Origin of the sequence: Aquimarina algiphila (assembly GCF_947494415.1) — a bacterium.
In the GTDB taxonomy this organism is placed as follows: Bacteria; Bacteroidota; Bacteroidia; order Flavobacteriales; family Flavobacteriaceae; genus Aquimarina; species Aquimarina algiphila.
Window position 1 is genome coordinate 97,597 of sequence record NZ_CANLVC010000002.1, and the last position, 14,744, is coordinate 112,340.

10 protein-coding genes are annotated in these 14,744 nt (G+C 33.2%); 2 read left to right on the forward strand and 8 right to left on the reverse strand.

Translation table 11 applies throughout. From position 1 onward, the window contains the following. Positions 1-107 precede the first annotated feature (107 nt). Positions 108-3,386 carry a S41 family peptidase gene (locus PQF96_RS02980; RefSeq protein WP_271765040.1) on the forward strand — a complete coding sequence of 1,093 codons (3,279 nt, stop codon included), beginning with the start codon at positions 108-110 and terminating at the stop codon, positions 3,384-3,386. Between the two features lie 39 nt (positions 3,387-3,425). On the opposite strand, the gene PQF96_RS02985 is transcribed toward PQF96_RS02980, so the two are convergent. The 3 genes from PQF96_RS02985 to PQF96_RS02995 form a co-directional block, all read right to left on the reverse strand. Further along, entirely contained in the window at positions 3,426-3,926 is a 501-nt protein-coding gene (locus PQF96_RS02985) for a cupin domain-containing protein (protein ID WP_143915507.1), read from the reverse strand. 75 nt (positions 3,927-4,001) lie between these two features. Continuing rightward, positions 4,002-5,195 carry an ADP-forming succinate--CoA ligase subunit beta gene (gene sucC, locus PQF96_RS02990; protein WP_109437122.1) on the reverse strand — a complete coding sequence of 398 codons (1,194 nt, stop codon included), beginning with the start codon at positions 5,193-5,195 and terminating at the stop codon, positions 4,002-4,004. 127 nt (positions 5,196-5,322) lie between these two features. Beyond that, entirely contained in the window at positions 5,323-5,958 is a 636-nt protein-coding gene (locus PQF96_RS02995) for an LON peptidase substrate-binding domain-containing protein (RefSeq protein ID WP_109437123.1), read from the reverse strand. Between the two features lie 153 nt (positions 5,959-6,111). Between PQF96_RS02995 and lysA the strand changes: the two genes are divergently transcribed. Further along, complete coding sequence (gene lysA, locus PQF96_RS03000; RefSeq protein WP_143915505.1) at positions 6,112-7,344, forward strand: diaminopimelate decarboxylase; 1,233 nt, start codon at positions 6,112-6,114, stop codon at positions 7,342-7,344. A 72-nt stretch (positions 7,345-7,416) separates the two neighbouring features. Here lysA and PQF96_RS03005 read toward each other — a convergent pair whose 3' ends face one another. From PQF96_RS03005 to guaA, 5 genes are all read right to left on the reverse strand, one after another. Next, complete coding sequence (locus PQF96_RS03005; RefSeq protein ID WP_143915504.1) at positions 7,417-8,985, reverse strand: amidohydrolase family protein; 1,569 nt, start codon at positions 8,983-8,985, stop codon at positions 7,417-7,419. 283 nt (positions 8,986-9,268) lie between these two features. Then, positions 9,269-9,493 (reverse strand): DUF3820 family protein, encoded by a 225-nt coding sequence (locus PQF96_RS03010; RefSeq protein ID WP_109437126.1) that lies wholly within the window; start codon positions 9,491-9,493, stop codon positions 9,269-9,271. Between the two features lie 19 nt (positions 9,494-9,512). Next, a complete protein-coding gene (locus PQF96_RS03015) occupies positions 9,513-10,049 on the reverse strand; it encodes a DUF922 domain-containing protein (protein ID WP_109437127.1) in 537 nt (178 codons plus the stop codon). 576 nt (positions 10,050-10,625) lie between these two features. After that, positions 10,626-12,788, reverse strand: coding sequence for an amino acid ABC transporter substrate-binding protein (locus tag PQF96_RS03020; protein ID WP_271765041.1), 2,163 nt, complete (start codon positions 12,786-12,788; stop codon positions 10,626-10,628). Positions 12,789-13,021: 233 nt separating this feature from the next. Then, a complete protein-coding gene (guaA, locus tag PQF96_RS03025; protein ID WP_143915502.1) occupies positions 13,022-14,551 on the reverse strand; it encodes a glutamine-hydrolyzing GMP synthase in 1,530 nt (509 codons plus the stop codon). Positions 14,552-14,744 lie beyond the last annotated feature (193 nt).

Below are 14,744 nucleotides of genomic sequence, written 5' to 3' on the forward strand. Positions count from 1 at the left end.
AAAAATGATAATTGATAATTTAAAAAATGATTAACAAAACACCATTGAGAAAACTGTATTTTCACCTAGCTTATATCACACCAAGATTACAAATATTTATATCAATAATGAAGAAGTTTAATTTCACACTCTCTAAGCTCATAGTATTATTTACTTTAGCTTTTATCCCACTACAATCATTTTCTATCGATCCTACTGATACCAGAATGATGCATCAACCTACAATAGGCAAATCAAATATTGCATTTATTTATGCAGAAGATTTATGGGTTGCCAATCTCGATGGCACTCAACCAAGAAGACTTACCATAGACAAGGGTATTGAATCCAATCCGGTTTTCTCCCCAGACGGTAGGCATATTGCTTTTAGTGCGGAGTATGATGGTAATGTTGATGTATTTATAATTCCTGTTAATGGCGGAATACCTAAACGACTTACCTGGCATCCTGGACGAGATAATACTCTTAATTTTTCTCCTGATGGCAAATCTGTATTATTTAATTCACAAAGAGCAATTCACACCAACAGGTATTCAAAACTATATCAAATTTCTATTAACGGAGGATATCCAACTGAGTTAGAAATACCTAATGCCTGGCATGCGACTTACTCTCCTGATGGAAATTATATGGCCTACACCCCTATTCGAGAACGTTTTCATCAATGGAAAAATTACAGAGGAGGAACAACCGCAAATATTTGGTTATTTTCTTTTAAAGATAAATCCATCGTTAAAATTCCTCAACCAAATGGAGGAAGTAACGATGTACAGCCTATGTGGAAAGGAAATGAAGTTTTTTTCTTAAGTGATAGAAATGGAGAGTTTAATTTATTCTCCTACAATACTTCTTCAAACGAAATAAACCAACTTACTCAATATAATGATTTCCCTATCACAAATGCTGCTCTTAACGAGAACAAAATTATTTTGGAACAAGCTGGTTATCTTCATATATATGACATCACACAAAAAAACACTACCAAATTAAAGATAGGCATCGGCACAGACTTATTAGAACTACGAGAGCGGTACGTTAAAGGCGATCGGCACATTCGTTCTGCAAATATATCCCCTTCCGGAAAAAGAGCAGTTTTTGATTATCGAGGTGAAATCATAACTGTCCCTAAAGATAAAGGTGATCCTAGAAATTTAACGCTAAGTCCAGGGAGTCATGAAAAGTATCCGGCATGGTCACCCGACGGAAAACAAATTGCTTATTTCTCTGATGTTTCTGGAGAATATGAACTTCATATTAAATCACAAGATGGCAAGGGTAAAACCAAAAAATTTAAAGTTTCAGGAACAGGGTTTTATGCCTATACAAACTGGTCTCCCGATGGTAAAAAGATTAGCTTTTCTGATAATGGAAGAAATCTATACATCCTGGATATTACTTCAAAAAAAATCACCAAAATAAATAGCGATGAATATTATTATCCAGGACCTTTTAGGGACTTATTTGGAGATTGGTCTTCAGACTCTAATTGGATTTTATACTCAAAAATCATAGAAAGCAATTTTGAACAAATATTCTTGTATAACGTTAAAGATTCAAAGTCTTACTCTATATCTGATGGTTTAAGTAACGTAAGTGACCCCGTTTTTGACGCTAGTGGAAAATACATATATTTTACTGCTTCGACAGATGCCGGACCTCTGGTAAATTGGTTTGACCTATCTAATCAAGACATGTCGCTTACAAATTCTATATACCTGGTAACACTGCAGAAAGGTACAATTTCACCTTTTGTAAAAGAAAGCGATGAAGAAGAGCATAAAGAAGAAAATAGCAAAGAAGAATCTAAAGACAATAAAGATTCTAAAAAAGAAGATACTTCTAAACCGATACAGATTGATCTTAATGGAATACAAAACAGGATTATTGATTTACCCATAAAAGCAGGATTGTATTATGACTTAAGCTCTGGTGAAGAAAATAAAATATTATATATATCCGGTAGTACAAATAATAATAACGAATCTCCAACACTTCATCAGTACGACCTAAAAGAGCGTAAAGACACTGAAATTATGGAATTAGACACTTACGTGATTTCTTCTGATGGTAAGAAAATGTTGTACAATAAAAAGAATACGTGGGGAATTACAGAAATAGGTAAAAAACCAAAAAATGGAGATAATGTATTAAAAACTAGAGATATTCAAGTAAAAATCAATCCTTCACAAGAATGGACAAATATTTTTAATGAAGCATGGAGAATTAATAGGGATTATTTCTATGATCCTGGGATGCATGGTTCTGATTGGGAAGCTATGAAAGAGAAATATGCTCAATTTTTACCGCACTTATCTTGTAGAAATGACCTAAACAGAACCATACAATGGATGTGCAGCGAATTGTCGGTTGGGCATCATAGACTTCAGGGAAGCGGGGAACAATTAAATACCTCTAAACGTATACCTGGTGGACTTTTGGGAGCTGATTTCATAATCTCAAATAGTAGATATCAATTTAAAAAGATATTTGGAGGACTTAACTGGAATCCAGAATTAAGATCTCCTTTAACAGAACCCGGTATCGATGTTAATGAAGGTGATTACTTATTGGCGATAAATGGAAAAGATCTGAATAGTAGCCAAAATATCTTTAGCCTTTTTGAAAATACTGCCAACAAAATAACAGAATTAACCGTTGGACCTAATCCAGACTATACTAGTTCAAGAATCATAAAAGTAACACCTGTAACTAGTGAATATTCATTACGAAATCGTGATTGGATAGAAGGAAACCTAAAAAAAGTAAACAAAGCGACAAACGGGCAAGTTGCCTATGTATATGTACCTAACACCACTACAGCAGGTCATGAATATTTTAAAAGATATTTCTATCCTCAAGCCAATAAAAAAGCAATTATTATCGATGAACGATTTAATGGCGGTGGGCAAATAGCTGATTACTATATTAACCTTTTACTGAATCCTTATCAATCACATTGGAATTTCAGATATGGTAGAGATCTAAAAACTCCAAGTGCTTCGATCCAGGGGCCAAAAGTGATGCTTATTGATGAGACTGCAGGATCTGGAGGTGATATGTTACCCTGGATGTTTAGAAAATTTAAAGTTGGAACTTTAGTTGGCAAAAGGACATGGGGAGGCTTAGTTGGAGTATTAGGTTTTCCTGAATTTATTGATGGTGCCAGTGTTACTGCCCCTAATGTAGCTATCTGGACCGAAGATGGGTTTATCGTTGAAAATGTTGGTGTCGCACCAGATATAGAAGTAGAACAACTCCCGTCTGAAGTAATAGAAGGTAAAGATCCTCAATTAGAAAAAGCAATCGAAATTATCCTAAAGGAGCTCCAAAATAATCCAGTAAAGGAACGAAAAAGACCTCCTTATCCTAAACGGGCAAGGAATTAAACTCCAAAAAAATACCTGATTAGTAAATCAGGTATTTTTTTATCTTGTAAACTGAGTGATTATTTCTTTATATTTTGGATATTCTTTAATTAAAGCACTTCTTTCTGCTAACTCAAAATCACTAAAATCAAATCCAGGAGCTACGGTACACCCTACCAAAGAGTAACTATCTTTATTTTTTACACTAGAAGCAAACCAACAGCCGGCAGGAACTACTAATTGAGGTAGTTCTTCTTGATCTAGATTTATCCCAACACTGTACCTTTTATATTTACCATTAGGATCAATAACATGAACATATAACGAAGACCCTTCATAATAATGCCATATTTCATCTTGTTTAATCCTGTGAAATGCTGAAAAATTATTAGATGTAAGCAAGAAATAAATAGCTGTACTATAATTACGAGCTCCGGTAAATCCTTCTCCTAAAACATGTTGAGGAATCATACTTTCACTTCGGTAAGTCTCTTTATAATACCCACCTTCTGGATGAGAATTCATCTCTAATCTATGTACTATCTCTTCAACTTTATTCATTATTTCATTTATTTTTTATGCAAAAAAAAGCGACCTTAAACAGATCGCTTCTAATATACATAAGATTATTAGTTGTTATGCTAATACTGCTTGTACTTTATCAGCAGCCTCTTGAAACTGTACAGCACTTTGCACATCTAGCCCACTGTTATCAATAAGTTCTTTTGCGATATCTGCATTTGTACCTTGTAAACGAACAATAATCGGCACTTTAATTGCATCACCCATATTCTTATAAGCATCTACAACACCTTGTGCAACTCGGTCACAACGAACAATACCACCGAAAATATTAATCAAAATTGCTTTTACATTATCATCTTTTAAGATAATTCTAAATGCCTCTTCTACACGCTTAGCATCTGCCGTACCACCAACATCAAGAAAGTTAGCTGGTTCACCACCTGCTTGCTTGATTAAATCCATGGTAGCCATTGCTAGACCTGCACCATTAACCATACACCCAACATTACCATCAAGGTCAACATAATTAAGACCTACCTCATTTGCTTCAACTTCAATAGGATTTTCTTCTCGAATATCCCTCATATCTACATAGTTTTTATGACGGTATAGTGCATTATCATCTATTGTCACTTTAGCATCTACAGCCATGATTTTATCATCGCTAGTTTTAAGAACAGGATTAATCTCAAACAATGATGCATCAGATTTAACGTAAGCTGTATATAAAGCCATTACAAATTTAGTCATCTCTTTAAACGCTCCTCCGCTTAAACCTAAATTGAATGCAACTCTTCTTGCCTGGAAAGGTAACAATCCAACAGCTGGATCTACTTCCTCTGTAAAAATAAGATGGGGAGTTTCTTCTGCAACGGTTTCAATATCCATTCCTCCTTCTGTAGAATACATAATCATATTACGACCAGTAGTACGATTTAATAATACAGACATATAAAATTCATCTGGTTCACTATCTCCAGGATAATACACATCTTCGGCCACCAATACTTGGTGTACTTTTTTACCTTCTGCCGAAGTTTGAGGAGTAATCAGGTTCATTCCTATGATCTGACCCGCTATTTCTTCTACTTCCTTAAGGTTTTTAGCAAGCTTAACACCTCCACCTTTTCCACGCCCACCAGCGTGAACTTGTGCTTTGATTACATGCCATCCTGTTCCGGTTTCAGCAGTTAATTGTTTTGCTGCAGCAACAGCTTCATTTGCATTTTGCGCAACAATACCGCGTTGAATACGTACGCCAAAGCTGTTTAATATCTCTTTACCCTGATATTCGTGTAAGTTCATACTATTATTTTTTTGCCTTTTTTAGGAGTTTCAAAAATAGGAAAAGTGAAGTTACTGTGCCAATCTTTTACGGTAAAAAAAGTTAGCTTAAATTAATTCCTAAAATGACTCAGAAAATACTCATTTTTCACAACTCAAAATCCTCAAAATCTAGGGGATCAAAATTCTTAAAATGACCATTCATTTTGATAACTTCTTTTGCTCTATTCATCTCACGCACCACGGGAATTGTTATTTTAAGATGGCCAATAAGATAATTAAGCCTTTCAAATTCAGTACGAAGTTTTAACAGATGATATTCTTGGTGTAATGCCAAACCAACTTTATGCGCAACTTGGTAGCTTACAAAGGGAATATCAAATACCGGTGGATTTTCTATAGTTAACTCTACATACAAGATAGCTATATTTTTAAGCAATTCTTCCTGAAGTTCTTCTGGACTACTATCGTTATCTTTTAGAAATTCGACCTCACCTCCAGCATAAAGTTTACCCGGAAACTGTTGATAAAAATTTTTTATTTTAAAGATTCTTGTTCCAATACAAATTACATCACTCTCTCCTTCTGGGTATTTTTGAGCTACTTTTTGAAGTCTTACTTCGGTTCCATACTCTAATTTGTCATCAATATATGTTGGTATACCAAAAGAAATTCCTTCTTCCTCACAATCTTGTATTAATTGTTGATACCTTTTTTCAAAAATATGTAAAGGCAAACGCTCTCCAGGATAAACAACGGTCTGTAAAGGAAAAAGAGGTATCATATTTTTTTAATAAAAGTACTAATTAACGAGGCACAAGCCCCTTAAACACTCGTTAAAAATCTCTAAATCTACTACATTGGTAGATTTTTTCTTTATTAGACGACATTATCTCTAAATTTATTGATAATTTCGTAGGCTTAAATTTGTGACACGATGGAAAATGAAAATTTATTAGCAATTGCAAAAGAATTTGGGAGTCCAGTTTATGTATACGACTCTTCAAAAATTATTTCACAGTACAACCGCCTTTCTAATGCATTTAAAAAGGTCAAACGGGTAAAACTGAATTATGCGGTAAAAGCACTGTCTAATATGACTATTCTGAAGCTAATGAATTCATTAGGCGCAGGGCTAGACACGGTTTCTATTCAGGAAGTGAATTTAGGATTAAAAGCTGGTGTAAAAGCTAGTAATATTATTTTTACTCCAAATGGTGTTTCGCTAGAAGAAATAGAACAAGTTTCTGCTCTTGGTGTTCAGATCAATATCGACAACCTTTCTATATTGGAACAATTTGGAACCAAACATCCTGATGTACCTGTTTGTATTAGAATTAACCCACATGTATTGGCTGGTGGAAATAGCAAAATTTCTGTAGGTCATATTGATAGTAAATTTGGTATCTCAATACATCAAATTCCGCATATCCTTAGAATCGTAGAAAATACAGGCATGAATATCAATGGTATTCATATGCATACAGGAAGTGACATCCTTGATATCGAAGTCTTTTTATATGCCAGCGAAATATTATTTGAAACTGCCAAAAACTTCAAGGATCTTGATTTTATTGATTTTGGTAGCGGCTTTAAAGTGCCATACAAGTTAGGAGATATCGAAACTGATATTGAAGAATTCGGAGAGAAACTCACTAAACGTTTTAATGCCTTTTGCAAAGAATATGGAAAAGAGCTTATTCTAGGTTTCGAACCCGGAAAATTCTTAGTTAGCGAGGCTGGATATTTTTTAGCTAAAGTAAATGTAGTGAAACAAACAACTTCAACTGTTTTTGCTGGAATTGATAGCGGCTTTAATCATTTGATACGTCCTATGTTTTACAATTCTCATCATGAGATTATCAACATCTCTAACCCCGAAGGAAAAGAACGTTTTTATTCTATTGTAGGATATATATGTGAAACAGATACTTTTGCCACGAACAGGAGAATTTCAGAAATTAATGAAGGAGATACTATTGCGTTTAAAAATGCAGGTGCTTATTGTTTTTCTATGGCTAGTAATTACAATTCTCGTTATCGTCCAGCAGAAATATTATGGCATGAAGGAGAAGCTCACTTGATTCGTAAGCGTGAAACCTTTGATGATCTCATAAAAAACCAAGTAGATGCAGATATATTTTCTAAGGTTACTGAAACAGCATCATAGCTTAAAAGTTTTAATATACACAAAAGCGTCTGATTTGATATCAGGCGCTTTTTTTTCTAAAAAACATAAATTTCATTCTTTTACACCAGGTTGAGTAATCGTAAAGCCCTCTTCCTTTTTTGCTCGATCAACCATTTTCTTTACATCTGCCAGCAATTCTTTGGCATTATATATAACTCCATCTTTGATTGTATACCTTACTCCTCCCGCTCTTATAACCTCATTATCCTTTGTTAATCGAATCGCTCCTGTTCCGTATAAAACTTTAAGGTTTTTTAAAGGGTTTTCATCCAGCACTACAAAATCAGCAAATTTCCCTACTTCTACAGATCCAATTTTATCAGATACACCAAGTGCTTCAGCGCCATTTAACGTTGCGGCTCTAATTATTTCTAAGGGATGAAAACCAGCCTCTCTAAACAACTCTAACTCTCTAATATATGCAAAGCCATAAAGTTGAAATATAAACCCTGAATCTGACCCAACCGTTACACGTCCTCCCCTATTTTTATATTCATTAACAAAAGTCATCCATAATTTATAATTTTCTTTCCAGACGACTTCTTGTTCTGTTCCCCAATCATGCCAATATGATCCATGAGAAATTTTACTTGGTTGATAAAATCGCCAAAGAGAAGGTAATGTATATGTTTCATGCCACTCTGCTCTGCGTGCTCTTTGCAAATCTCTACTAGCCTCATAAATATTAAAAGTAGGGTCTAAGGTAAAATCTAGCTCTATAAGTTCGTTCATCACTTTATTCCAATGATCAGAATAAGGTTTTGCAGCTTGTTTCCACAATTTTCCTGCTTCTTCAAATCGATGTTGCTCATTTTGATAATTATAATCGAGTGGATAATCCTGAATCGTTCTATCATCAAACAATGCCTCTGGCAACCCGTACCAATGTTCCATAGAAGTAAGTCCAGCTCTTGCAGAATGTAAAACATTCCATCTAGCGACATCAGTTTGGGCGTGATGACAAGCAGAACGTAATCCTAGTTTTTTATTTTCGTCCAAAGCAGCCTTCATGATTTCTGGAGCGGCTCCAAAAAGCTTTATTCCATCAGCTCCTTTTTTTGCATTTTCCCGAACCCAATCTCTTGCCATCTCCGGAGTACTTACAGGCAATTTACTACCTTGTCCAAATCCAGTATATGCAAAAATTCGAGGTGCAACAATCTCATTTTTATCACTTGATTTTTTCAGCTTCATTGTCCAATCTACTCCTCTTCCGCTGGGTTCTCTCACTGTAGTGATACCATGTGCCATCCATAATTTAAAAACATAATCAGAATCTGCCCCTTGCGCTTTACCACCAATATGCCCATGCATATCCACAAATCCGGGCAAAACATACATCCCTTCTGCATTAAGTTCTTTGCCTCCAGTTTTTAATACTGGTCGTTTAGAGGAATTAATTTCTACACCAGGATATCCCACTACTACAATATCCTTTATTATATTTTTTTCAACTACAATATCTACAGGACCTCTAGGAGGAGCTCCATTGCCATTAATTAATGTGGCACCTCTAATAATTAATTGAGAAAAAGGTCCTTCTCCTAATTCTTGTGAATTTGACTGCAATATGCCTAATATGGCTAAAACAATGATAAGTGTGTATTTTATGTTTTTCATTATTTACAAAAATGATTAGAACAAAAAAAAGAGTGTTTTATACTCCTAGAAAAAACTCTAGAGTATTAAATTATCATTAAACATACTCAATTCAAAATAAACTGAATACCTTCTGATATGAATTTAACATCAACGTTTTTTGTGTTAAACACTGTATAAACAGAACATATAAGAATTGTGCACTTACAAGTCTTTATTTAAAAAATAAAACCTTACTCAACGAAATGTAAATAATCTTAGGAGGGGGAATAAACTTTCTAACTATCTATTTACAAATATGTGATTACATATTTTTTATATTTCTAATTAAATACTCCAAGCCGTTTAATTTTAATTCATAGACAGTTTGTAGTTGCTGTCCTAAAACTCCTTTTGGGAATCCTTTATTATGATACCACACGACGTAGTATTCTGGAAGATCTATAAGATATCTGTCTTTATATTTTCCGAATGGCATTTTGGTATGTGCCAATTTTTCTAAAAAGTCTTTTTGGAGTGAGATTTCCATACAATTTTTAGAATCAAAACTATTTTGTATAATCCCTATAATACCACATGAGAGTTTCTATCTTCTTATCCCACTTTGCCTGATTCACCTTATTTTTTGAATGATCTGTTTCTTCATCGTATCGTTCTTGCATATTTATCCTCATTCTTTCTACCAACTTGTACATCTTATTAAGATCTCTACGTATGTTCTTACCTGCTTTGTATTCCTTTAACCTTTTTCGCATGATTCTCGCATGCAATTCTGAAATATCAAAATGTAATTGTTCGTGAGAAAGAAGGTCTTCAGACATATGTCCTTTTTTAACCCAAGATAGAGAAGGATAGCAAAAACTATCAACCTGATAATTTAATTCGATTTCTCCTTTATCTTTACCATAGGACCATTGATAAGTTATCCCCGTATTCACACTAGCCGCAAAATGACTATCAAATTTAGGTTTACCCCTAAAATCCGACCATTCTAAAGTATCTTTTTCTGCGTACGAGAATTTACCTACAAAACCATTATTATTGGTAATAAATAAAATTAAAACAATAGTAAAGTACTTACTCATAATTGCAAACAATTATGCCCAACCAATAGTTATTATTTTTCCATTTTACAATGTCAAGGGATACAATATGGGGCAGATATTGTTGACATACTATAAAATAGCTTTACTTTTTGATTCTAAATATACAATCTATTTTTAAATTATACATAATTTCTAGAATCTATCTTACATTATTTTTTTGTTTTTCTTAACATTTAAAAACTTATCAATTATAATGCCAAGGATATCTTATTTTATAAATAAAAAACATTAAAAAAAGATAACCCAAACAATATCAAAGATATAGAAAAATCTTTTTTTATTTTATCAATACATAGTATTATTTAGCTATTGACTTTATTATTTTTTCAACTAAAACATTTTAAGATTAATTGTTAACCTTATGTTATTGATATCAAAATCGCCAAGAAGCATCATTATCAAAGTCCCCACTACTTTGATCAAATTTTATTTTAACTGTATTCAAAACTTATATTGAATAAGAAAATACTCTAAGTATTAAAATTCCCAATTAATACTTATTAGATTTTTCAAACTTAAGATAACTTTTTTAAAGTCGCTAAACTTTAACAAAAATTACTCTACTATTGTTAATTTAAGATCATCATCAAACTTAATTAGATAGGACGCTTTATTATAATATCCTCCTAAAAGTTTTTTAGAATATTCAAATTTATTTTCTACATATTCTGTAGTTCCCTCAAAAGATGCAGCTTGATATAAATTTTCGGCTGCTCCTAATCTTAACAAAATATCATATGCAATATCAAAACCTCGTATAGCCCAATTATTAGGATCTATACCATATTCTTTCTTATATCTTTTAACAAAAGGTGTTACTTCTTCTCCTTCTACTACTACTTTATTATCAAATTCTTTGTCCACAGATGGATAATGGAGATGAAGTTTTGACAATTGTTCATTCTTTATATCATCACTATCAAAAGCAGTATTTTTATCTGTCGTGAATAAGGTAACTTGATGGCTTTCTGCTTTAGCATTAAGTAATGGGATTACATTACTTAACATAGCAACATCATTGGACTCCAGAAACACCCAATTTGGCATACTTTTATGTAAAACTTTATTAAGCCGAACTTCATAAAGGTAATTTCCTTCTTCTATTTTAGCAATCTTTGCATTAGGAAATTTAGCTTTTAATTTTTCTTTTATTTCTTCATGCCTTTTACCTTGCTGTGCAATAATAATAATATTCTTAGCAGTAGAGTCTTTTTCTACATAAGAAATGATTTTATCCTGAAGCATTACATTGGTTGGTCTTGTCTGAAAGAAATTATCATATAGCGCTGATTCTTTTCTTGAAGCTGGAGAAAATATTGGCGTATTATACTTTTTAAGTTCAGACGCCACTACTTCTGCATTGTTTTGATATAAAGGCCCTATAACAACATCTGTATTCTCAAAATTATTTTGACCAATTAACTCCTTTATATATTTTTCATTATTATTCTTCTTCGTGTCAAAAACATTTAGCTCTGTAGTTATCCCTCTTGTTCTTGCAGAATCTACAGCAATTAAAACTCCACTATACAAATCTAACGCAATTCTAAGGCTTGTCTTATTTTTTAGATACTCTTCTGTATCTTTTATGGCTTCAAAGTTTAATGTATCTAAGCTAAAAGGAAGCATTACAGCTACTTTTTTGGGAGCGAAATTATTTAGACTTTTACCTAAATCAATAATTCCACCAGCTTCAACAAGATTAGCTGTTGTCATTAATGTATCCTTGGGAATTGTAATTACCATTCCCGCTTTTAAACCATCCCTTAAATACGGATTCATTTTAAATAAAGAATCTACAGATATCCCTGTACGTTTTAAGATTCTGTAAATAGTTTCTTTGGGTTTAACTTCATATAACTCAAAGCCCGGTTGAACTGCATCTTCTAACGAAACGAAAATAGATGTTGGAACCGTAATTTGCATCCCCACGGGAAGGTTAGTATCCATATTAGGATTAAGCCGTTCTAACTCTCCAATAGTAATCCCGTGTCTTCTGGAAATACTATATCTTGTATCTTTTGGTTTAATTGTATATCTAGTGGTTGTTGACAATCTAGTAGTTGTACTATCTATAACTATTTCGGTTGGGCTAGATTCATCTTCAAACACAGGTATTCTTAATTTATCTTTCTTTTTGATCTGTTCAGAATACAATCTTTTATTATGTTTTTTGATATCCTCGACAGTAACCTTATATCTTTTAGAAATACCATATAAAGTTTCTTTTCTCTTAACCTTATGAGTTATAAATCGAACAATTTTTCGTTCTTTAGGTATGATTTTTAAACTATCAAGAACATTCTCTTTACCAACTACCGAGCCACCATCAATAGCAGACGGATCTTTCTTCTCTATTTTTCCTACGTTAAGAACCTGACCTATATTAATACCGTTTTTTGCTTCTGGATTAAGTAAATAGAATGTTTCTGTAGAAATATTATATTTTTTAGAAAGATTATATACGGTATCCCCTTTTTCTACTACATGCGTTTTGTATTCTTCATCATCGACTATAGGAATAGCAAGAATTTCACCTTCTTTAACTCCATCTTTTGCTGTAGGGTTTATTTTATATATTGCTTCTGGAGTAGTATTATAACGTTTTGCTATTCTATACACATTTTCTCCTTTAGCAACGGTGTGACTTTTATACCTCTGAGCATAGGCAGAACCTGCTGCTATTAATAACAAAAAGATCAATAAAAACTTTTTCATCTGTTATGTTTATTGTTTTTTTTAAATGGTCAGGTCTAATTCGCTTAACAACTATTTTGGTTGGTTTCAAAATTTTTGATTATGCGTATTATATATATTATTTTATGGCTTTAAGAATTAGATAAAACCTACACTATTAAAAAGAATCTTGGTTAAACAACAATTTCTTAACAGAAGGTTTTATACTACTTATTTTTATTCCTTACTTCAAAAATTAGAATTAAAACACTCTTTTATTCCCATTCTATGGTTGCAGGAGGTTTAGAACTAATGTCATATACTACTCTATTAACGCCTTTTACTCTGTTTATTATTGCATTAGAAGTATTTTGTAAAAATTCATAAGGAAGATTTACCCAATCAGCAGTCATACCATCGGTACTTTCTACAGCTCTTAAAGCAACACAATTTTCATAAGTACGTTCATCTCCCATAACCCCTACACTTTGCACTGGTAAGAGAATTGCTCCTGCCTGCCAGACTTTATCATACAGTCCATTCTCTTTCAAACCATTTATAAAAATAGCATCTACTTCTTGCAAAACAGAAACTTTCTCAGGTGTTATATCCCCTAGAATTCGAATAGCTAATCCCGGGCCTGGAAAAGGATGTCTCCCTAACAATTCTGGATCAAGCCCCATCGACGCTCCTACTCTTCTCACCTCATCTTTAAACAACATACGCAATGGCTCTACAACTTTTAGCTTCATAAAGTCAGGTAAACCACCAACATTATGATGAGATTTTATAGTAGCAGAAGGTCCATTAACCGAAACCGACTCAATCACATCGGGATAAATCGTTCCTTGTCCAAGCCATTTTGCATCTTTTATTTTATGCGATTCATCATCAAATACTTCAATAAAAATCCTTCCTATAGTTTTTCGTTTTCCTTCAGGATCACTTTCTCCTGCAAGCGCATCCAAAAAACGTGCCGAAGCATCCACTCCTTTTACATTAAGCCCCATCCCCTCGTATTGTTTTAATACAGCCGAGAATTCATTTTTACGAAGTAATCCATTATTTACAAAAATACAATGTAGATTTTCTCCTATAGCTTTATGTAGTAATACAGCTGCGACAGTAGAATCGACACCTCCGCTTAATCCCAAAACAACTTTATCATTACCTACTTTTTCTTTCAGCTCTGCTACAGTAGAATCCACAAAAGAATCTGGCGTCCAGTCAGGTGAAATATTTGCAATCTTAATCAAGAAATTCTCTAATAATTTCTTCCCATCGGTAGAGTGATATACTTCAGGGTGAAATTGAATTGCATAAGTTTCTTCATTTTCAATCCTATATGCCGCATTCTCTACATCTCCTGTACTTGCCAGTCTAATCGCGCCAGTAGGTAATTTTTTAATTGTATCACTATGACTCATCCATACCTGCGAACCTGTTGTAATATCTTCAAAAAACTGTTCTCCTCCTTTTACGAACGATAAATTCGCTCTACCATATTCTCTTGTATTGGACGGAGCAACTTCTCCTCCGCTAAAATGTGCCAAATACTGAGCTCCATAACACACTGCCAATAGCGGTCTTTTTCCTCGAATTTCTGATAAATCAGGATGTGGAGCATCTTCTCCTCTAACCGAAAAAGGTGAACCAGAAAGGATTACTGCCTTAAAATCTGACACATTATCTGGTAAGTTATTGTAGGGATGAATTTCACAATATATATTTAACTCTCTAACTCTTCGTGCAATAAGCTGAGTATATTGCGATCCGAAATCTAAAATAAGTACGTTGTTTTGCATAGGCAAAAATAAAATTAAATTAATAACCCTGAAATCCTGAATAGAATAATTTTTCACTTTATTTATAACAGGTTATTTTTAAAGCATAGATCTTATAGTTTTCCCCATTATAATCTACTTTTTCATAATACTATCCAGATCCTTTTACTTTTGATTCCCTCATTAAATTGATTAACTTTAAGAAAAAAATTCG